At 71.5% G+C, this 20,998-nt stretch carries 17 protein-coding genes; 2 read left to right on the top strand and 15 right to left on the bottom strand.

Annotated elements, in window-relative coordinates; translation table 11 throughout:
• Positions 1–71: 71 nt before the first annotated feature.
• Complete coding sequence (locus tag CRP55_RS48635) at positions 72–995, top strand: AbfB domain-containing protein (protein WP_097328911.1); 924 nt, start codon at positions 72–74, stop codon at positions 993–995.
• On the opposite strand, the gene CRP55_RS52625 is transcribed toward CRP55_RS48635, so the two are convergent.
• The 5 genes from CRP55_RS52625 to CRP55_RS48610 form a co-directional block, all read right to left on the bottom strand.
• Positions 992–4,429: an ATP-binding protein gene (locus CRP55_RS52625; RefSeq protein ID WP_097328910.1), complete on the bottom strand. Its 3,438-nt coding sequence runs from the start codon at positions 4,427–4,429 to the stop codon at positions 992–994. The two genes, CRP55_RS48635 and CRP55_RS52625, sit on opposite strands and share 4 nt — an antisense overlap.
• A gap of 10 nt (positions 4,430–4,439) precedes the next feature.
• Positions 4,440–5,438, bottom strand: a complete 999-nt coding sequence (locus tag CRP55_RS48625) for an AAA family ATPase (RefSeq protein WP_097328909.1) — start codon at positions 5,436–5,438, stop codon at positions 4,440–4,442.
• The gene (locus CRP55_RS48620; RefSeq protein ID WP_097328908.1) at positions 5,435–7,165 is read right to left on the bottom strand and encodes a VMAP-C domain-containing protein; all 1,731 of its coding nucleotides are present in this window, start codon (positions 7,163–7,165) and stop codon (positions 5,435–5,437) included. The genes CRP55_RS48625 and CRP55_RS48620 overlap by 4 nt, the downstream gene beginning before the upstream one ends.
• On the bottom strand, positions 7,162–7,569 hold the full coding sequence (locus CRP55_RS48615; RefSeq protein WP_179855682.1) for a CU044_2847 family protein: 408 nt from the start codon (positions 7,567–7,569) through the stop codon (positions 7,162–7,164). The genes CRP55_RS48620 and CRP55_RS48615 overlap by 4 nt, the downstream gene beginning before the upstream one ends.
• A gap of 146 nt (positions 7,570–7,715) precedes the next feature.
• Entirely contained in the window at positions 7,716–9,158 is a 1,443-nt protein-coding gene (locus CRP55_RS48610; RefSeq protein WP_097328907.1) for an MFS transporter, read from the bottom strand.
• Positions 9,159–9,292: 134 nt separating this feature from the next.
• Between CRP55_RS48610 and CRP55_RS48605 the strand changes: the two genes are divergently transcribed.
• Complete coding sequence (locus tag CRP55_RS48605) at positions 9,293–9,871, top strand: TetR/AcrR family transcriptional regulator (protein WP_245923944.1); 579 nt, start codon at positions 9,293–9,295, stop codon at positions 9,869–9,871.
• Between the two features lie 415 nt (positions 9,872–10,286).
• On the opposite strand, the gene CRP55_RS48600 is transcribed toward CRP55_RS48605, so the two are convergent.
• From CRP55_RS48600 to CRP55_RS48555, 10 genes are all read right to left on the bottom strand, one after another.
• Positions 10,287–10,721, bottom strand: coding sequence for a hypothetical protein (locus CRP55_RS48600; RefSeq protein ID WP_097328906.1), 435 nt, complete (start codon positions 10,719–10,721; stop codon positions 10,287–10,289).
• Between the two features lie 76 nt (positions 10,722–10,797).
• Positions 10,798–12,690 carry an ATP-binding protein gene (locus CRP55_RS48595; RefSeq protein WP_245923942.1) on the bottom strand — a complete coding sequence of 631 codons (1,893 nt, stop codon included), beginning with the start codon at positions 12,688–12,690 and terminating at the stop codon, positions 10,798–10,800.
• 7 nt (positions 12,691–12,697) lie between these two features.
• On the bottom strand, positions 12,698–13,945 hold the full coding sequence (locus tag CRP55_RS48590) for a lysine N(6)-hydroxylase/L-ornithine N(5)-oxygenase family protein (RefSeq protein WP_097328905.1): 1,248 nt from the start codon (positions 13,943–13,945) through the stop codon (positions 12,698–12,700).
• Between the two features lie 11 nt (positions 13,946–13,956).
• The gene (locus CRP55_RS48585) at positions 13,957–14,583 is read right to left on the bottom strand and encodes an isochorismatase family protein (RefSeq protein ID WP_097328904.1); all 627 of its coding nucleotides are present in this window, start codon (positions 14,581–14,583) and stop codon (positions 13,957–13,959) included.
• A 1-nt stretch (position 14,584) separates the two neighbouring features.
• A complete protein-coding gene (locus CRP55_RS48580; RefSeq protein ID WP_097328903.1) occupies positions 14,585–16,144 on the bottom strand; it encodes a (2,3-dihydroxybenzoyl)adenylate synthase in 1,560 nt (519 codons plus the stop codon).
• Positions 16,134–17,309, bottom strand: a complete 1,176-nt coding sequence (locus CRP55_RS48575) for an isochorismate synthase (RefSeq protein WP_245923941.1) — start codon at positions 17,307–17,309, stop codon at positions 16,134–16,136. The genes CRP55_RS48580 and CRP55_RS48575 overlap by 11 nt, the downstream gene beginning before the upstream one ends.
• Before the next feature lie 23 nt (positions 17,310–17,332).
• Positions 17,333–18,085 carry a 2,3-dihydro-2,3-dihydroxybenzoate dehydrogenase gene (locus CRP55_RS48570; protein ID WP_097328902.1) on the bottom strand — a complete coding sequence of 251 codons (753 nt, stop codon included), beginning with the start codon at positions 18,083–18,085 and terminating at the stop codon, positions 17,333–17,335.
• On the bottom strand, positions 18,082–19,422 hold the full coding sequence (locus CRP55_RS48565; protein WP_245923936.1) for a cation:proton antiporter: 1,341 nt from the start codon (positions 19,420–19,422) through the stop codon (positions 18,082–18,084). Before CRP55_RS48565 ends, CRP55_RS48570 begins: the two co-directional genes overlap by 4 nt.
• Positions 19,415–20,206, bottom strand: a complete 792-nt coding sequence (locus CRP55_RS48560) for a siderophore-interacting protein (protein WP_097328901.1) — start codon at positions 20,204–20,206, stop codon at positions 19,415–19,417. Before CRP55_RS48560 ends, CRP55_RS48565 begins: the two co-directional genes overlap by 8 nt.
• Positions 20,203–20,997 (bottom strand): alpha/beta fold hydrolase, encoded by a 795-nt coding sequence (locus CRP55_RS48555; protein WP_097328900.1) that lies wholly within the window; start codon positions 20,995–20,997, stop codon positions 20,203–20,205. The genes CRP55_RS48560 and CRP55_RS48555 overlap by 4 nt, the downstream gene beginning before the upstream one ends.
• Position 20,998 lies beyond the last annotated feature (1 nt).

Genomic DNA, 20,998 nt, shown 5'->3' with positions numbered 1-20,998 from the left:
CCTTCGCCGTAAGAATGCCTTTTCGACAGCTTAAGAAAGTCTTAGCGGGCGTCCCTCGGAGCGGAATTCAGATGACCGAAGATGATAGGGACGAGCGTCTGCGGATCGAAGGGTGGGGTCCCTACCATGACGGCCCCGCGCCGGGCCCGTCCCGTTCCCCGCGCAGCGTTCCCCCGCTCACCGCGGGCAGCTCGGCCCGGCGTTCACTGCTCGCCCTGCTCGGCGCCAACCCGCCACGGCACTCTCTGACCGACACCCTCAGCGGCGGCTCACCGCGGCGCGTGCTCCTGGCCGGCGTCACCGCCGTCGTGATCCTGGGCGCGGGCCTGATCGCGCTCGCCCTGGACGGTGACGACCCGGCCTCACCGCCCCCACCAGCGGCGCAGCTCGTCGTGCCGCCGTTCTCCCCGGCCGCGCCCGTCTCGATCCGCCCCGAGCCGGCGAGCTCCTCGGCCGCTCCTCCGACGTTCGTCCCGCCGCCGACGACGCCGGTCCGGACGACCACGACGAAGCCGATCGAGAGGGCCACGACGGCGCCGCCGGCAAAGACCACTCCCCCGGCGCCGACCACGCCCGCGCCGGCTCTGGTCCCCGGGGCCAGGGTCGCCCTCGAGGCCGCCGACCAGTCCGGGCGCCGTCTGCGGCACCGTGACTTCCTGGCCACGCTCGAAGTGCTCCGCACCGAAGCGGAACGCGACAATTCCCGATTCACCGTCCGCAACGGTTTGAACGGGCAGGGCTGCGTCTCCCTGGAATCAGTTAACTATCCAGGCTATTTCTTGCGCCACCGCAACTTCATCCTGCGCCTCGACCGGCAGGACGGTTCACAATTGTTCGCCTTCGACGCCACATTCTGCCCGAGGTCATCGGGCGGCGCTTTGACTTTCGCCGCCACCAATTACCCCTCCCACGTGCTGGTCGCCCGCGACGGCGGCATCCATCTGGATCAGGTCTCCCCCCACCAGGCAACGGCTTTCGTCGTACGCAATCCCTAGCCTCCTCGGCTGAACAGATTGGCGGCGGTCTGCGCTTCGAGGCGGGCCGCCTGGTCACCCCGGCGCTGGTGGACGCCTGCGAGAAGGCGGTATCCCGCGATCAGCTCCTTACGCAACCCGACGTCCATCGAGTCGTCCGTGTAGAGCTGGAAGCGCAGCCCGTTCGCCTCGACGAGTAGGCCTGCGGCCTCGTCCAGCCGCCCGGCGGCCGCCGTCGCCTCGGCCTGCGCGGTCAGCGCCCCGGCCAGCGAGCGGTCCCGCCGACCGAGCCGGCGGTGCAGGGCGACCACCTCGGCGTAGGCCTCGGCTGCCTCGGCCGGGCGGCCCAGGCGGGTGAGGAACTCGCCCCGGCCGGCCTGCGCGGTGGCCAGGCCGGAGACGTCGATGTCCCGGTAGAGCCGCGCCGCGCGGTCCAGCCAGTCCAGGGCGGCCGAGTCCGAGCGGTATTCACCGAGGTCCATACCGTGCGCGCAACACGCGTAGGCCAGGCGGAGGCGATGCCGGCCCGGGTCCTCGGCGTCCAGCCTCTCGTACAGCTCGACCGCCTCGGCGCCGGCCTTGAGGGCGAGGTCCCGCTGGTCGCGGGCGCGGGCGGTGGCGGTCTCCAGGAGCAGGGCGTCGGCCAGGCCGGCCCGGTGCCGCGGGTCGGCCACCGCGAACTGCCGGTAGCGGTTGGTGGCCTCGCGGGCGGCTTCGCCGGCCTCGGTGAGCCGGCCCAGGCGGCTGAGCAGGCCGGCCTGCTGTGTGCGGGCGTACGCCTCCTGCTCGGCGTACTCCGGGCCGAGCCACTGGAGAAGCCCGATCGCCTCGGTGGCGGCGGCCAGCCCGTCCGCCCACCGGCCCTCCCGGTCGAGCCGCTGGGCGTAAGCGGTGAGCGCCCGGGCGCGCACGACATCGCCCGCCAGTTCGCTCATTCCCGCCATGACGGCCAGCAGCACGGCATCCGGCGTATCAGGGTCGGTGACCGTCTCCAGGGCCGGTTCGACGAAGTCGATGAGGCGCGCGGCGCGGCTCGCCTCGACGAGAATCGAACCGGCGAGGAAAGGATCCCTGGCGGCGGCCGCCCACACCGGGCCGGCCGCCTCTCGGCTGAGGCGTACGAGCAACCGGAGGGCCCGGATCGCCTGGGCCTCGGTCGCCCGCGGCAGCATCTCCAGCAGGGCCGGGCCGGCCAAGCGCACGAGCTGTTCCCGCAGCGGCTCCGGCAGCAGTCCCCAATACTCGTCGCCATCGCCGGGATAAAGCCGGTGCAGCCAGTCGCCGGGGCCGACCAGGCTCTCGGCCTCGGCCGCGGTGGCGGCGCCGAAGAGCTGAGCCGCGGCCACCGCCAGGTCCCTCTGGGGCGGTTCAATGTCGGTGAGACGCTCGGCGAGCCTCAGTTCGCGCTCGGCCAGCGCCTCCAGCGCCGGATGGGCGCCCTGACCGGCGACGGCCCGCAACGCTGCAAGCGAGATCGCCAGCGGGGTGTCGCCATACTCGTCGCTGTGCCCGCCCGGCGCCGGCGGGCGATCCTCGCCGGTCAGGGCCCGATCGAGATCCTCGACGGCATGCACGTAGAAGACCTGCCGTTCCGGCCCGGCGAGAGCGCGCAGGCGCACCACGACCGGGCGGTCGACGGACGTGCGGGCCAGCGCCAGAACCCGTACCCGGCCCGGCCTTTCGATGCTCTCCGCCGCCGTCAGCCGGCCGGGGTCGAGATCTGCCTGGTCGACCAGAACGAGCAAGTCGCCGTCGCCCGCGGGCACCGGCGCGCCGGCCTCGGCGACCAGCCAGCCCCGCGCCCGCAGGCGCGCGGTCAGCTCCCGCGCGAGGCGGGTCTTGCCAGTGCCGGCCAGCCCGACGATCGTCGTGGTGGCCGGGCCGGAACCCTCGGCCCAGTCGAACAGTTCGGTGAGCTCCGGCTCGCGGAATCCGAACCGCACCACAGCGTTCGCCGGGTCGAGCAGCCCCTCCCGCGCGGGCGGATGTGGGCTCGCCGGCTCCACCCATCGCTGCATTTGAGTGTGTGCCATCGTCACCCGGTGCCGGGCCAGCGGCGCCACGGCGACTTCGGAGCCGCCGTCCAGGCGCGCGAGCCCAGCGATATCGTCCAGCACCCGGGCCGCGTGGATCGTCTCGCTGACCGACAGCGCCGACAGCAGAGCCTCCGGCACACCGTCGACGAAGCGGTACCGGCCGCGCTTGCCGTCCTCCACCCGCAGGAGCCCACTCAGGAGCACCTCCGCCAGGTGCGCCGGATGGGCCGGGCGGAACAGCGCCTGGTGAACGAGCCGCATCATGTCGAGGTGCGGTTCCGCCATCGCCGTGTACCGCGCCAGCCGGAATGCTTCGTCGGACGCGGCCGCGCGGAAGTAGCGCACCCGCTGCTCCGGGCTCGGACGATATGCGCGGGCCGGAAGCGGTGGCTCCGGCGGAAGTGAGGTCACCGTTGTGACCGCGGCCGTGATCGGCGGTCCACCCGCGACAAGCCCGGTCCAGCGGCGCAGCCAAGCCCCGTCGATCTGAAGCACCGGAACCACTGTGCCCCATGGTTGGTCCCGCCCGCCGAAAGCGGTGAACGTGAGCGACCGGTTGGGCGCGCCGGGGTGCGGAGCGGACAGAGTACCGGCGACCGCGGGGGCCGCGGTGCGCGCCCAGAGCCGCTCCGGCAACGGCTGAAGGATCGCCACGGGTCCGTGCCGTCCCCAGGTGTGCAGCGCGTTCCCGGCCGCGCCCGAACGCCAGGCCGGGCCGACGCAGTCGCTGACCACGATCGTCAGGCGGCGGTTGCCTTGATCCACGAGCCGCCATGGTGTCAGGGCGCGGCCGCCCCACTCACCGATCTCGCCGCTCGCGCCGTCCATCCGATAGCGGGCGACTTGGCGGAACGCGCCGGATTCGCGCAGCGCGCCGACCACGTCGGTCGCCAGGTCCTGCCACATCAGCATGGAGTCGCCCTGGTCGATCACCACGACGGCGTCCAGCCACAGCTCCGCGGCCGGACGCAGGACGGGCAGCCATCGCACTCCGGGCGGCATCTCCGCGGCGAGGGAGGCGGTCTCCTCCTCGTCAAGCACGCCCAGCCCGGGCGCGGGCACCCGGCGCAGCAGCGGCCGCAGCGCGCGCTGGAACGGTAGCCGCTCCTCAAGCCTGACCGGCCGCGGCTTCATCGCCGGGAAGTCCGCCCGGCTGTCGGCGGGCAGGGACGCTTCCAGCTCCAGTTCGCCGGGCGGCGGCTCAGCCCGCGCCGGCTCGGGCGGCCGGACCGGCGGCGGCGGGGGCGGCTCGGCCCGGGTGGCCGGCGCGGGCCGCAGGGGGCCCGGGCCGGCCTCGCTGGGGTCCCCGCCGGCACTAGCTATCTGGGCGGCGAGCCACAGAGACTCGGCGAGTTCTTGGGCGGTTGGCTCGATCCCGGCGCCGCGCAACGCTCGGATGATGTCGTTGAGACTGCTCACGCGGCCGCGCTCACTCCGAAACCAGCGAGGTCATCACGGCCTCGGCCAGATCCTGCCGGGCCCCATCGTTGTCGATCGCCGCCGCATGCACCAGGTAGATCGCGTTCAGAAGCTGGTCGGTGGAAAGCCGGCCGTCGCCGCGCTGCTCCAGGAACTGCCGGATCACGTCGGCGCTGCCGGGCGCCATGTCCGGCAGGTGCGACTCGATGATCTGCCGTAGCTTGTTCTCGTCCGGGGTGGCGATCGAGACCTGGACACAGCGGCGGAGGAACGCGGGCGGGAACTCGCGTTCGCCGTTGCTGGTCATCACCACGATCGGGAAGGCGCTGCACCGCACCCGGCCGTCACGAACGACGACGCGCTGGGCGCCGTCGATCGTGCCGACCTCCACCTCGGGCTGGTGCTCGGCGTTGCGCAGCAGCTCCGGAATCTCGAACTCGCCGTCCTCGAAGATGGTGAGCAGGTCGTTCGGCAGGTCCAGGTCGGCCTTGTCGACCTCGTCGATGAGCAGCACCCGGGGACGGCGGCGGGGCAGCAGGGCGGTGCCGAGCGGACCGAGCCGCAGGTACCGGCCGAGGTCCTCGCCGGCCTGCTCACGCTCGACGCGGCTGGCCGCATAGAGGCGCGCGAGCGGATCGTACTGGTAGAGGCCGTCGCGTAGGGTCACCCGGCTGGTCACGTTCCAGCGCAGCACCCGGCCCAGCTTCAGCTCGTACGCGATGGCACTGGCGAGGGTGGACTTGCCGGTGCCGGGCGCGCCGGTGATCAATAGCGGGCGGCGGAGGTAGAGCGCGGCGTTGACCTTCTGGACGGTGTCCGCGTCGGGGCGGTAGCCCGATCCCGCCCGGCGCTCACGCTCGCGCGTCTCGGGCACCCACGCCGGCTCGCTTGCCAAGCCAGGGTCCACGTCGAAGGCACGCCAGGGTGGTGGCGGCGGCAACGAGGTGATCCGGTCGTGCGGTTCCCCGATGCCCCGGTAGATATGCCACGCGTCGTCGGCAACGGTCATCCCTGCTCCTGTTCGGCGAATCCCAGCACCATGGGGCGGCGTTGGCCGTCGTCCCGAAGCAGCACCAGCCCGCTGCCGCAGTGGCCCGCGTCCTCCTCGGCCATCGACACGGCCCGGAGCTGGCGGACCTTGTCCGCCAGCGCGTCGACCGGCACGCCGGCCAGCTCCTCTTTCAGCTCCCGCACGAACCGGCGGCCGGTGCACTCGACGTCCTCCGCGTGCACGCCGGACGCGCACGGGCGCCGCTGCCACAGCAGCACCGGCGGGCCGGCGGCCACCGCGGCGACGACGAACTCGGGCCGCGACCACTCGCCGGCCAGGCCAAACGCCCGCGGGCTCCCATTCATACGCAGCCAGGCCTTGAAGGAACGCAACCTCGGCAGCGGGTCGGTACAGTCGCGCCACATCAGCGCGTCGCCGACCCCCGCCCGCCGCGATCGCAGATCATCCGTCCGCTGCGCGAGAACGTCCGCTTCCCCGTTTATGAACCAGTCGAGATCACGCACCATGACCGGCCGGCTGACGCCCAGCGGCGTGTCCTCACGGTGGTCGAACCACTCGTCGACCGGTTCGCTCAGGAACATTCGTGGCAGGACGAACTCGACGGCCACCTCGCGGACAGTGCGCGGAATCCGCTCCAGCGCCCGGAGCAGCTCGTGTTCGACGCGCTCCTGCCACTCGCCGCGGGCCAGGCCGGAAACGTCGGCGACCGGCTCTTCCAGTAGGCCGTCGGCCTCGGTCACGGTCCAGATCTTCAGGCGGTACGACTCGCCGCCGCCGCCCGCGATGGGCTCCAGGCAGACGACGATCCCGCCGTCGTGGAGCGGGCCTGGGCGTACGGCCCGCTGCTCCGTCCTCTCACCGGCGCCGAGCTCCCGGATCACCCATTCGTCCACCGGGTCGCTCTCCAGCTCGCCCAGCATGCCGCGCAGGTGATATCTCGTCTCGCGGTCGTCGACGGTGACCGTGTCCACGACGAGCGCCTCGACGACGCCCTCGACGGTGCGGAGGTCGGCACGCAGAGCCGGCACCTGCCGGCGCACCAAGCTCAGAATCCGGCGGAGCCGCTCCGGACGGCAGTGGACCCTCCGAAGAGCCTCCCGCAGTCCGCGGTAAACCGCGGGGTCGAAGGGCCCCAGCCAAATTTGCTCGCCGAGGGCCGGACAATGCTCGACCAGCGTGCCGACCGGCACCATCAGACCGATCCGCTCGTCGCCGGTGGCCGCCTTGCGCACCATGCCGACGACCTGCTGGGTGGGCCCGTGCACCACGGCGGCGCCGCTGAAGCCCTCCTGGAGCCGGACGCCGATCGCGTCGGTCGCGCTGAGCTGGATGTCGGCTCCGACCAAGTGGTGCGGCTCGGCGGTGTAGCCGGTGTGGACGCCGTTCTCCCGATGACGGTCCGGGAAACCGAAGATGTCGAGGGACTGCCCGGCGTAAATTTCCAAAGCGGCGTACGGGCCCAATCGCGCTGGGCGCACATCGACCGGCTCGGTCAGTTCCAGCACCGCGACGTCGGCGCCCTCGGACTGCGGCGTCCACCACGGCCCGTGGCGGAGCACGGTTCCCTTGGCCGTAGTGCCGTCGCGCAGCGTCACCTGCGCTTCCTCGTGTCCTCGTACGACATGAGCGCAGGTGACGACGTGCCGGTTGGTGACCAGGAAGCCTGACCCCCACCGGATCGTGCCCGGGATGTCCACCCGCGCCTGCCAGAACGCCTCGGTCAAGCCCGCGGCTCCTCGAAGTCATCGGTCGCCCTCGGGTCGTCCTCGTCGTCGAAGGCCGGGCGGCCCACCGGATGCTCCCGGCCCGACCAGGCCATTCGTACGACGATGTGACCCTCGGCCGCGGTCTTGGCGAATACAGCGGCCCCCGCCTCGGCCTTGAACTTCACGCCGAACTCGAGCTCAACAGAGTCGGGACCATGACCGCGCCTGTCATTGTTGCGGAACTCGTCGAGCGCCTTGAGCGCGATGTTCCGTACACCGTCGAGGGCCTGCTCGAGCGTCTCCTTCGCTTTGAAGACGGCGCCGTCGAAGGCGACCTCACCGAACCCGGAGTCCGGCTTGTCGATCTCGATCAGCACGGCGCTGCCGTCGTCGGCCTGTACACGCATGAGCTCAGTGGGCACGTTTGGTCCCTCCCGGACGGTATGGGGTGGATCGAGCATCTACCGTCGCGGGCCTGGGCACTATCAGCTTTCCGTCCGGTACCCCAGGGGATGAATCAGTACCGGCCCGGCTCCTCAGAGCCGGGCCGGTACTGGCGGTTCGGGTCCTACTCCGGCAGAGCAGCGTCGGCGGTGGCCGAGTGCTTGGGGATGACCAGGGCCAGAAGGGCGGCGACCACGGCGGCCCCGGCGCAGATGACGAACAGGAGCTGGTAGGCGCCCAGGGACGGGAGGGCGTGGCCGCCCAGGTCCAAGGTCTTGGCGGCCAGGATGGCGCCGCCGATGGCGCTGGCCAGGGAGCTTCCCACGCTGCGGAACAGGGCGTTCAAGCCGTTCGCGGCGGCCAGCTCCCCTCGCGGGGTGGCGTGCATGATCAGGCCGGGCATGGCGGCGTACGCGATGCCCGTGCCGGCGCCGGCGATCGTGGCGCCCAGGATGACCTCCCACAGGCTGCCGGTGAGCCAGATGCGGCTGGCGAAGCCGACCGCGATGATCAGGGAGCCGATGATCAGGGCCGTGCGCGGGGCCAGCTTGGCCGAGAACGGTGACAGGACCAGCATGGCCAGGCCGCCGGGGAGCATGCACAGGCCGCCGACCAGGATGGACTTGCCGAAACCGTAGCCGGTCGCCTCAGGCGCCTGCACGTACGTGGCCGTGCCGATCAGGGTGGCGAACAGGGCGAAGCCCACGAACAGCGACGCGATGTTGGTCAGCAGCAGGGCCGGGCGGGCCGTCGTACGGACGTCGACCAGCGGCGACGTGATGCGCAGCTCGATCAGCACGAACGCGGCCAGCAGCACCACCGCGGCCGCCAGCAGACCCAGCGTCAGCGGGTCGGTCCAGCCCCACGACTCGCCCTGGGCCAGCGGGAGCAGCAGGGCCAGCATGGCCGCGCCGAGCAGGACGGTGCCGGGGATGTCCATGCGGCCCTTGGCGGCCGGCTTGGGTGAGGGCACCAGCAGCAGGATGCCGGGGATGGCGATGACGCCGCCGGCCACGCAGACCCAGAACAGCACGTGGTAGTCGGCGTACTGGGCGATGACACCGGCCAGCGGCAGGCCGAGCGCGCCGCCCACGCCGAGCATCGCGCTGATCAGGGCGATGCCGGCGCCGGCGTGCTCCTTGGGCAGGATGACGCCGATCAGGCTGATGCTCAGCGGGACCGTGGCCACCGACAGGCCGACGACGGCACGGCCGACGATCATCATCTCCAGGCTGTTCGACAGCGCGCAGACCAGCGAGCCGACGACGAGAGCGCCCAGCGCGACGATCACCAGGTGGCGGGTGCCGTAGAGGTCGCCGAGCCGGCCGAAGGCGGGCACGGCCACGGCGCCGACCAGCAGCGTCGAGGTCAGCAGCCAGGCGACGCCGTCCTGTGTCGCGTTGAGGTCGACCGCGAGCTCGCCCAGCACGGGCACGAGCAGCGACTGGGTCAGCGACACCATCAGGGCGCCGACGCCGATCACCAGCAGGACGACGATCTGCTTCCCGGACCACGCCTTGGGCGCCGGCGGCGCTTCCGAAGGCGTCGTCGAGACAGCCTGTGCCATGAGATCTCCCCACCTCTCAAAGTGGCAGACTCTGCCACGAGGCAGAGACTGCCACGATAGTGTTGCGAGGGCATGGCCTACCGGGCTCTCTGAGAGCGCCGTCACAAACACGAGAGGAGCGGGCGATCACCGGGTTGAGGGACCGCAAGCGCGAGCAGAACCGCGTCAAGACCGTCGAGGTGGCGTGGCGGTTGTTCATGGAGCGCGGGTACGACAACGTGACCGTGGCCGACATCTGCGCCGCGGCCGACATCGCGCCGCGCACGTTCCACCGTTACTTCGCGGCCAAGGAGGACGTGGTCACCGACCCGATCCGCCGGATGGCCGCGATCGTGACGGACCACCTGGCGTCCGCGCCGGCCGGCCTTGCCCCGGCCGAGCTGATCAGCGCGGCGATGCGCGAGGTGGGCGCGTTCGTGGCCGACCATCGCGAGTGGCTGGCGGCCCTGCGGCACGTGGCGCGGCAGTCACAGCATCTGCGGGCCGCGCACGCCGGGGTGCCTCCGGAGCAGGAGGCGGAGATCGTACGGCGGCTGGCCGCGCTGTCCGGAAAAGACGAAGACGATTGGCGCGTACGCGTCCTGGTCGTCAACGCCACCGGCGTCTTCCGCGTCTGGTACGACGACTACCTGGCCGGCACCCTCGACGACCCCCTCCCCCGCCTCGACGCCATGCTGGCGACGCTCACGCAGGGCGTTCCGCCCGTCGAATAACGAATCGCCCGGGTGACCCCCTGAGCCGGCCGGTCATCCAGCTTTCGGGTGGTCTCCCGGGCGATTCGCCTGCTCCGCACGCGGCAGCTGCCGTCACCGCGCACGGAAGATCATCAGGATTGCGACGGTAGCGGTATGTGCAACTCCTTCGCTGCGTTTTCCCGTTCCGACCACACCTTCGCGGGTTCAGGGAAACAGACAGAGCTCGGGCGAGAGCGCCAACTGAACGGCCTGGTCCTCGGTGAGCACCGGCTCCGGCCGAGTCGTCACATCACTCGACGCGGCCCGAGACTCCGGCCGGTCGCACGATCGGCGACCCGTGCCCGGTGAGCGGGTTGTCGGCGCAGTAGCCGATCCTGGGCCGCGCCGGCACCACGGTCGAGCACCTCCCCCGCGCCGACCAGGTGGGCAAGGGCTAGACCGGCAGCACGGATCGGATTACGCGGGCCGCTGCGGGAGACCGCTTCCACAAAAGCTTGGCGTCATAGCCGTCACGGAGCCGGATCGTCAGGCTACTGGTGGTCAGTCCTTCTTTGAAGGTGGCCATGATGATTCGCGCGTAGGGAAAGATCAACACATCCTTCCGCGCGGCGATGTAACCGAACCAGGCGCCCGGCTCGATCTCGATGTCCTGCGTCGGCGCCGGCTTCGAGAGCCCCGCGAGGGCTGCCGTGGCCAAGGCGCCACCGAGCAGGCCACCGACCGCCCCCGCAGCTCCACCGAGCACGGCTCGAGCGGTAAGGGCCGGCCTGCCCACCCGTACCAGCGCGTCCTCGGTCAGCCACAGCTCACCGTGACCCCAACTGGCCCATCCCTTGGTGCACGAGTCGCTCAACAGCCGTACATGCATGAAACTCTCCCGGCACCAGCCTCGACGTCTGCCCCACACAGTCGGCAGGAACATGCGGCAGATAAGCCCTGTAGCGCTACGGGGCTACCCGGGCGGGCACCAGGGCGTCATGCACCTTGTGGAGGAGGTCCTGGCGGGTGAACGGCTTCTCGACGAAGGGGATGCCGGGGTCCAAAACGCGGGTCTCGCCGAGCAGGCCGTTGCTGTACCCGGACATGTAGACGACGGGGAGGTCGGGGCGCTGCTGGTGGATCAGTTCGGCCAGGCGGGGGCCGGACATCTCCGGCATGATGACGTCGGTCAGCAGGGCGTCGCAGGGCCTTTCCGCGAACAACTCCAACGCGTGTGGGGCACTGTCGGCCAGCAGCACGTGGTAGCCGCCGGCCGTCAGGATGCGGGTCACCACCCGGGCCAGGTCTATCTCGTCCTCCACGACCAGGATCGTGCGGCCGTCTCCCGGTGGTGGGGCGGCCGGACGGGCCGCCACCGCCGCTTCGCCTGTGACCGCGGCCAACGGTAGGTAGATGCGGAATGTCGTGCCCACGCCGGGCTCGGAGTAGACGTTCAGGGCTCCTCCCGCCTCCGTCACGATGCCGTAGACCGTTGACAGGCCCAAGCCCGTACCCCGGCCCCGGGGTTTCGTGGTGAAGAACGGCTCGAAGATGCGCTGGACCACCTCCGGCGGCATGCCCTCGCCGGTGTCGCTGATCTGGAGGCGGGCGTAGCGGCCGGCCGGCAGGGCGGGCTGCATCTTCACCTCGTCGCCGTCGAGCTCGGCCGTGCCGGCCTCCAGCACCAGGGAGCCGCCGTCGGGCATCGCGTCGCGGGCGTTGATGGCCAGGTTGAGCAGGATCTGCTGGAGCTGACCCGGGTCGGCGCGCACGACCACCGGCGCCGGGGCGGGGCGGGCGACCAGTGTGATGTGCTCGCCGATGGTGCGTTCCAGCATGTCGCGCACCTCGGCCAGGGCCAGGTTGAGGTCGACGTCCTGCGGCTGCACCGTGTCGCCCCGGGTGAAGGTGAGCAGCTGCCGGGTCAGGCCCATGGCCCGGTCGGCCGCCGTGCGCACGTGGGTCAGGTCCGCCCGTACACCCGGATTGCTCTCGCTCTCCTCGATGGCGAACTCGGTGTAGTTGACGATGATGGCCAGGATGTTGTTGAAGTCGTGGGCGATGCCGCCGGCCAGCTTGCCGAGGCTCTCCATGCGCTGGGCCTGATGGGTGCGCTCCTCCAGCGCCCGCTGCCGCTCGGCCGCCTCCCGGGCCTGGCGGATGTCGCGGGCCACCACCGAGACGCCGGTGACCACGCCGTTGACCTCCTGGATGGGTGCCACGTTGAGCGAGACCTCGACCGGCGAGCCGTCCTTGTGCAGCCGCCGGGCCTCGTAGTAGACGCCACGCTCGCCGGCCGCGATGCGGGCCCGGACCTCCTGCTGCTCGGCGAAGCCGGTGTCGTCGGCCAGGATCGAGACCGGCTGTCCGATGATCTCGTCGGCCCGATAGCCGAAAAGGCGCTCGGCGCCGCCGTTCCAGGCGGTCACCAGGCCGCCCATGCCGAGACCGATGATGGCGTCGTCGGTGTACTCGACCACGGCCGCCAGTGTCGAGCGGGCCTCGGCCAGGCGCTTCTCCTCACCCGGCGAGACGTACATGGCGCCCGGACCGAGCAGAACCCCGTAACTGCGGCGCAGCGACCAGTAGTAGACGCCCACCGCGGCGGTCAGGGCGTCCCACAGGGCGAGCTCCCAGCCGGGCAGGTGGCCGGTGTGGTCGACGATCGCCCTGTACGCCGTCCACGCGTGCAGCCCGTGCCCGACCGCGCAGCTGAAGAAGATGAGCGCGGTGGCCAGGGCCAGCCGGTTGCTGCGCAGCTGACCCTCGCGGCTCACGGGCACCACGATGGCCACCATGATCCCCGCGTAGGCGACCATGATGACCAGGTTCGCGAGCAGGTACAGCTGCTCCGGCACGTTCGTCCTATCGGCGCCCCGCCGCGGAAATTGAGCGGGCGATCTCACCGGCCCGGATCGCGCCGGCCGACAGCAGGGTGGCTGTTATGCCGTGCGCGTGCTCGGTCCCGCCCTGGAGGTAGATTCCGGCGCTCAGCCCCGCGTCGGTGACGAGACGGTAGTCGCGTTCGGCCCGCAGCAGGTCCTCCTCGTCGCGCAGGCAGTGCTTGCCCGCCGTGCCGAGCAGCCGGGTCACGTCGACCGGGCGATATCCGGTGGCGTAGACGATGGCATCGGCCTCCAGGGTCTGCCGCTCGCCGGTCGGCATGTGCTCGACCACGGCGGTCACCCCGTCCGCGCGTGGCGTCAGATCGGCGATCCGCGAGGCGCGCATCATGTGCAGACGATCTCGGCCCAAAACCCTTTCCCTGTACGTACGCCGGTACAGCTCCTCGATGAGCTCGCCGTCGACCACCGAGTAGTTGGTGTTGCGGTGGTAGTCGAACAGCATCCGCTTCACGTCGGCCGGTGCGTCGTAGTAGAGGTCGACGGCCGCCGGGTCGAAGATCTGGTTGGCGAAGTTGCTGTCGTCGGCGGGACTGTAGCCGTACCGGAAGAAAACGCTGTTGACCTCGGCCGTGGGATAGCGGGAATGCAGGTAGGCGACGGACTCGGCGGCGCTCTGCCCGGCACCGACGACGATGAACCGTTGCGGCTGCGGCACGTCGAAGGAAGCCACCCGATGGAGCAGATCGAGGTTGTGCCAGACCCGCGGTCCGGGGGTGACGTCGGGCGGCAGGCTCGACTCGAGGCCGACCGCGACGACGACGTTGCGGGCCCGGAACGTGCCGCGCGGGCTGATGACGTCGACCGCCCACGCCTCGCCGTTCTCGTCGACCACCGGCACGACGTCGGTGACCGTGTGGCCGTAGCGGACCAGGTGGCTCATCCGCCGGGCCGCCCACATGAAGTAGTCGTGGAACTCGACGCGCAGCGGGTACATCGACTTGAAGTTGATGAACTCGGCCAGGCGGTCGTGGGCGTGCAGATAGGACACGAAGCTGAAGTCGCTGGCCGGGTTGCGCATGGTGACCAGGTCCTTGAGGAACGACACCTGCATGGTGGCGTCCTCGAAGAGCATGCCCCGGTGCCAGCCGAAGTCCTCCTGCTTCTCCAGGAAGACCGCGTTCAGCGGGGTGTCGTGCTCTTCGATGGCGATGGCCAGCGCCAGGTTCGATGGCCCGAAGCCGATGCCGACGAGGTCGTACACCATCATGGTTGTGCCTTTCAGAGGAAGGTGGCGATCTCGGAGGCCGTGCCGACCACGCCGCACCGGTCGGCGACGTGCCGCAGCGCGTCCCGGTGGTGGGCGGGGCTGAAGTCGGCGACGGCATCGGCGACGACGAACGGCTGGATGTCACGCATGAACGCGTCGAGGGTGGTGGCGAGCACGCCGATGTGCGCGTAGACCCCGGTGACGATGAGCTGGTCTCGGCCTTCGAGCAACGAGGCCAGGGGCGTGCCGGCGAAGGCGCTGTAGCGCCGCTTGGTGATCTGGACGTCGTCGGGGCCGGGAGTGAGGGCGTCGGTGATGGCCAGGGCGCTCTGCGACGGCGGCGGGCCGTCGCCCCAGAAGTCCTGCAGCAGACCGCGTTCGGCCAGGCTCTGCCCGCCGGGCTGGGCCGAGAAGACGACCGGCATGCCGGCCTCGTGGGCGTGCTTGCGCAGCGCCGCGATGTTGTCGATGACCCGGGCCATCAGGGCGTGGTCGGCGGTGCCGAACGGGGCGAGGAAGTAGTTCTGCATGTCGTGCACGAGCAGGGCCGCCCGCCGGGGGTCCGGGCGCCAGCCGACGCGGGCGCTGGTCAGGGAGAAACCGGTGGGGAGGGGGTACGGGGTGATGCGCGGGAGCATGTCAGCCTTCCTTCAGCGATCGCAGGGCCGCACGCAGCTCACGCCGGCTGATCTTGCCGACGCCGGTGACGGGGAATGCCCCGACCACGTTCAGGCGGTCGGGAATCTTGTAGGCGGCCAGCCCGCGTTCCCTCAGATAGGAACGGATCTCGGGCAACGTGAGGGAAAGACCCGGACGCGGCACGACGAAGGCACACGTCCGCTCGCCCAGATACGCGTCCGGAATGGCGACCACGGCCACGTCGTGCACGGCCGGGTGGGTGAGAAGGTGGTTCTCCACCTCCTCGGCCGCGATCTTCTCGCCGCCCCGGTTGATCTGGTCCTTGGCCCGCCCCTCGACCACGAGATAGCCGTCCGCCCGGTGCCGCACCAGGTCACCCGTGCGGTAGAAGCCGTCGGCCGTGAACGCGGTCCTGTTGTGTTCCTCGGCGTTCCAATAGCCCTTGATGGTGTACGGGCCTCGCGTCAGCAGATGGCCGACCTCGCCCCGCTCGACCGGCTCGTCCGCGTCGTCCACCACGAGGATCTCGTCGTCCGGCGAGATGGGCCGCCCCTGCGTGGTGAGCACGATCTCGTCCGGGTCGTCGAGGCGGGTGTAGTTGACGAGCCCCTCGGCCATGCCGAACACCTGTTGCAGGCGGCAGCCGAGCACCGGTTCGACCCGGGCCGCGACCGTGCTGCCCAGCTTCGCGCCGCCCACCTGCAGCACCTGGAGGCTGGACAGGTCGGGCTTTTCGTCCATGGCCGCGACCGCGTCGATCCAGAGCTGGGCCAGCGGCGGCACGACCGCGGTGATGGTGACCCGCTCGACCGCGATGAGCGGCAGCACGGTCGCCGGGTCGGGCCGGCGGGCGAGCACGATGCGGCCGCCCGCGTGCAGCACGCCGAGCACGCCCGGCGACGACATCGTGAAGTTGTGCGCCACCGGCAGCACCGCGAGGTAGACGCTGTCGGGCGTCAGGCGGCAGATGTCGGCGCTCTCGCGCACGCTGTAGAGGTAGTCGTCGTGGGTGCGCGGGATCAGCTTGGGCAGCCCGGTGCTGCCGCCGGAGAGCTGAAGGAAGGCCAGCTCGTCGGCAGAGGGACCGTCCGGCAGGCCGGCCGGATCGGCGTACAGCGACGCGAGATCCTCGTCGACGATCATCCGGGCGGTGCCGGCGGCCGCCGCGAGGCTCCGGTGGTCGAAGCCCTCGTGCACCCCGGTCGTCACGAAGGCGACGGCCGACGTGTGCGAGCAGAAGTAGCCGATCTCGGCCGCCCGGTGCGCGGGCAGCGCGAAGACCGGCAGCGCGCCCAGCCGGAACAGCGCGAAGATGACCTCGAAGTACGAAGCCGTGTTCGGCAGTTGAACGACGACCCGGTCGCCCTTGCCGATCCCTAGGCCGTGGAAGCCCGCGGCGAGGCGCAGCGCGCGGTCTCGGAGCTCAGCGTAGGTGACTTCACGGTCGCCGTCGACGATGGCGACGCGGCTTCCGTGCTTGTCAAAAGCGGCTTGGAGAAGGTCGTCGAACGTCTGGCCGATCCAGTAGCCGCGCGCGCGATACAGGTCCTCAAAGGACATCGGAGTGCTCCAATCCCAGAGCGGCGAGCATGGTCCCGAGCTTGGCTGTGGTCTCGGCCAGCTCGGCTCGCGGATCGGATCCGGCCACCACGCCGGCCCCGGCGAACAGGTCGAGGCCGTCCTCGTCGGCGGTGGCGCAGCGGATGGTGACCGCCCACTCCCCGTCGCCCGAGGCGTCGACCCAGCCGACCATGCCGGTGTAGAAGCCGCGGTCGAACGGCTCCAGCTCGCTGATGGCGGCGCGGGCGGCGGCGGTCGGCGTGCCGCAGACGGCCGGGGTGGGGTGCAGCGCGGTCGCCAGCCGCAGCGCCGAGGCCGCCAGGTCGGCCACGGTTCCGGTGATCAGGGTCGACAGGTGCCACATGGTGGCCGTGCGGACCAGCGACGGCTCGGAGGGCACATGCAAATCGCGGCAGTACGGGCGGAGCCCGTCGGCGACAGCGGTGGCGACCACCGCGTGCTCGTGCCGGTCCTTCTCCGAGCGCAGCAGCGCCTCGGCCCGGCGGGCGTCCTCGGCCGAGTCGTCGCTGCGCGCGGCCGAGCCGGCCAGGGGGTTGGCCGTGACTCGGGTGCCGCGGCGGGAGACCAGCAGCTCGGGGCTGGCCCCGAACAGCGTGCGCCCGCCGCCGAGGTCGACGCCGAAGGTGTAGCCGCTCGGGTCGCGGCCGGCCAGCGCCCGCACCACCGGGGCCGGGTCGAAGCCGGGCGCGTCGGCCCGCAGCGACCGGGCCAGCACCACCTTGGTGTAGCGGCCGGCGTTGATCTGCCGGACGGCTTCGGCCACGGCGGCGGTGTAGCGGCTCGGGTCCGGCACCGGCCGGATCTCCTTCACCTGGATGGTCGCTTCGCCGGCGGTGGCGGAGATCGGCGGGCCGCCGCGCCGCAGCCGCGCCGGCACCACCAGGTGCGCCGGCGCGTCGGGGGCGAACGGGACCGCGCCCACCACGGCGCGGACCTCGTGACCGGCCGCCTCGGCGACGCCCAGGACGGCGTCGACCCGGTGGGCCAGGTCGGCCAGGCCGTCCCGGCGGCCCGACGGCGGAACCGCGAAATAGGTGCCCTCGGCGAGCAGGGTGCCGCTCGGTGAGGCGAACAGCGACGAGCGGCCCGGGCGGTAGCCCGCCAGCAGCTCGGCCGCGGTGGTCGCGGCGGAGACGGTAGTCACTTGGATGGTTCTCCTTCTCAGGCTCAGGCCCGGAGCGTCGCGCCGCCGTCGACGTACAGGTCGTGCATGGTGATGTGCCGGGCGCGGTCGGAGGCGAGGAACAGCACCGCGTCGGCGACGTCCTCGGGCTCGGCGAGCCGGCCCAGCGGGATCCCGGTGCGGAACGTCGCGGGATCGCCCGCGATGACCGTGTCCGGGCCTTTGTCGTCCCACAGGGACCGCTGCATCGGGGTGTCGGTGGAGCCGGGGGCGACCACGTTGCAGCGGATGCCGTACGGGGCCAGCTCGAGCCCGAGGCTCTTGGTGAACGCGGTCGAGGCGGCCTTGGAGGCGGCGTAGGCGGCCATGCCGGAGCGCGGGATCCCGGCCGCGTTGGACGAGACCGTGACGATCACCCCGGCCCGCCGCGTCACCATCCGCCGGGCCACCGCCCGGCTGGCCCGGAACACCCCGCCCACGTTGACGTCGAACAACGCCGCCCAGTCGTCGTCGGAGAAGTCGACGACCGCGCCGGTGCGCAGCACGCCGGCCACGTTGGCCAGCACCGTGATGGGCCCGATCCCGAGCTCCACCGCCTCGACCACGCCCTGCACCTCCGACGAGCGGGAGACGTCGGCGACGTAGGCGGTGATGCCGTCATGCTCGGCGGCCAGCTGCTCGACGCCTTTGGCCTCCCGGTCGACCGCGGCCACCCGGGTGCCGGCCTCGGCGAAGGCGAGCGCCACGGCCCGGCCGATGCCCTGGCCGGCGCCGGTGACGAATGCGATGCCGCTCATGCCCGTGCCCCCTGTCCGGAGAATGCGAGAGCTCGCTCCTGCTCGAGCTCGGTGATCTCGACGTGCGACATCGACCAGCGCAGGATCGGCGGTCCCATCACCGAGGTGATGACGGCGATGAGCACGATGACCGTGTACGTGGCGATGGACAGCACCCCCAGGCGCAGGCCGGTCGTGGCCACGACGACCTCGACGACGCCGCGCGAGTTCATGCCGGCGCCGAGCGCGATCGATTCCCAGTGCGACAGCCTGCTGGCCCGCGCGCCGATGTAGGCGCCGGCGAACTTGCCGGCGATCGCCACCAGCAGCAGGGCGATGCCGGCCAGCAGCACCTTGGGATCGGCCAGCGCGGTCAGATCCATCCGCAGGCCGGCCGTGGCCATGAAAAGGGGCGCCAGCACCGAGAGCACGATCGTGCGCAGCGGCGACAGGTCCTGCCAGATCGAGCGGCCCGGCCGCGGGTCGGGCTTCTCGGCCGCGCGGGCCTGCCCGATGAGGATGCCCGCGATGAACGCGCCGAACAGCGCCTCCATGCCCATGGCGTGGGTGGCGGCCGCGCCGAGCAGGATCAGCACCACCGACGCGGTGACCCGCGGCCCGCCGTCACCGGCCTTGCCGGCCAGGTCGAGCACCCAGCGCACCAGCGGACGGCCGACGACGAGCGCGGCCACCACGAAGCCGATGAGGTAAACCACCGACAGCGTCACCGCCCCGGCCCGTACCCCCGTGGTCGCCGCGGCCGAGACCACCGACAACAGGAACCAGCCGACGGCGTCGTCCACCATGCCGGCGGCCAGCGTCAGCTGGCCGATGTCGCGATGCAGCAAGCCCATGTCGGACAGCGTCTTGGCGATGACCGGGATGGCCGTCACGCACATGGCGACGCCGAGGAACAACGCGAAGGTGCCGCGGTCGCTGGTCTGGGTCAGCAGCGCGGCCGGCACGAGGAACCCGGCCGCGATGCCCAGCGCCAGGGGCAGCAGAAGACCCGCGAGGCTGACTTTGGCTCCGGTGATGCCGCGCTTGCGCAGCATTGCGGAGTCCAGCTGTACGCCGGTGACTCCGACGAGCAGGAGCACACCGAACTGCCCCACGGCGTCGACCAGGTGCAGCTGGTCGGCGTCGGCCGGGAGCACCCAGGCGAAGGCGCCGGGGACCAGCGCGCCCAGCAGCGACGGGCCGAGAATGACGCCGGTCAGCAGCTCGCCGACGAGCGCGGGCAGGCCGAAGCGGGTGGCCAGCCGGCCCAGCGCCAGCGCGACCATCAGCAGCAGCGACACCTGGAGCAGGAAGACCAGCAGGGTGTGCGGCGCGAGGCTGGGCAGCGGGCTACTCACCGTCGTCCTCGTGGTGGTCCAGGTTTTCGACGCCCCTCTTCCAGTAGCCGTCGATCTCCATCCACTTGCGGTTGAGGCCCCGGCCCCGAAGCTCGCGGCGGATCGGCTTCAATCCCGTTGCCTCACCGGCGATCCAGACGTAGCCGTCGCCCCCGGGAAGGCTCAGCTGCTCGATCGCCGCGCCGAGCGTCTGGCCGCGATCGCGGTAGAGCCAGCGGACGTTGTCCAGCGCGTGCTTCTCCTGCTCGTTCGCCACCTCGGCGAAGGCGAGCACGGTGGCGCCGGCCGGAAGCTGCTCGAGCCAGGCGGCGAGCGCGGGCAGGGCGGTCTCGTCGGCCCCGAGCAGATACCAGTCGAAGGTGTACGGGACCAGGTTCGACCCGCGCGGGCCCAGGATGCCCACGCGCTGTCCGGGCTTGGCGGTGGCCGCCCACGAGCCGCCCGGGCCGTGCTCGTGCAGCACGAAGTCGATGTCGAGCTCGCGAACCTCCGGGCGCAGGTACCGAATCGTGTAGTCGCGGTAGATGGGCAGCGGCGAGCCGGGCGGCGGCGGCTCCAGCCCTTCCTCGCCGAGGGTCGGCATGACGGGCAGCTCCGCGCCGGCCTCCGGGAAGAACACCTTTACGTGGTCGTCGGGCGCGCCGTACTTGAAGCCGTCGAGCTCCTCGCCGCCGAGCGTGACGCGGGCCATGCCGGGCGTGAGCCGCTCGACCCGGATCACCTCCAGCAGCCGGGGGGTGAGGTCGTGCCAGACGAGTTCGACCTCGCGGGCCTGGATGGTCATGCGATCTCTCCATCGAAGAACGTGAGAAGCTCGGCGTTGAGCCGTTCGGGCTGTTCCAGATATCCGTAGTGGCCGGCGTCGGGGATCTCGGCGTACCGGGCGCCGGGGATGGCCCGGGCGACCTCGCGCCCGCCGTTCGCCGGCGCGATGAGGTCGTCGGCGAAACCCACGACCAGACAGGGGCTCTCGATTCCGCCGTACGCCTTCAGCCGGTCCTCCTCGGCACCGGCCTCCTGCCGGCTGGGCGTCCCGGCCGCGCCCGGCAACGGAATCTGGAAGACGTCGAGCCAGTCCTGGGCCTGCCGGTCGTCGGCGAGGGTCCGCGGCGACAGGTTGAAGGCGGCGCGCACCACGGCCAGGTAGGCGTCCGGCAGCTCGATCCCGGCCGCCTGCAGGCTGCGCTCGGCGGCGGTCATCGCGGCCTGGTAGGCGCTGCGCCGGCCGAAGGTGGCCATCAGGACGGCCCGGTCGACCAGGTCGGGCCGTTCGAGGCAGAGCTCGGCGGCGACCCGGGCGCCCATGGAGGAACCGGCGATCCGGCACGGGCCCAGATCGAGGCGCTCGATCAGGGTGGCGGCGTCGGCGACCAGATCGGCCATGGTGACCACGTCGGGGGTGTCGCTGGGCGGCAGGCCCCGGGCGTCGTAGGTGACGACCCGGTAGCCGGCTTCGACGAGCGCGGGCACCTGGTGCAGGTGCCAGGTGCGCCCGCGCGCGCCGTTGCCGGCGAGCAGCAGCACCCCGGGGCCATGGCCGGCCTCGGCGTAGTGCAGGCCGTCGATGACGGGCATC

The sequence above is a fragment of the Paractinoplanes atraurantiacus genome (genome assembly GCF_900215205.1).
Taxonomy (GTDB): domain Bacteria; phylum Actinomycetota; class Actinomycetes; order Mycobacteriales; family Micromonosporaceae; genus Actinoplanes; species Actinoplanes atraurantiacus.
This window is presented reverse-complemented; position numbering and strand designations above follow the sequence as displayed.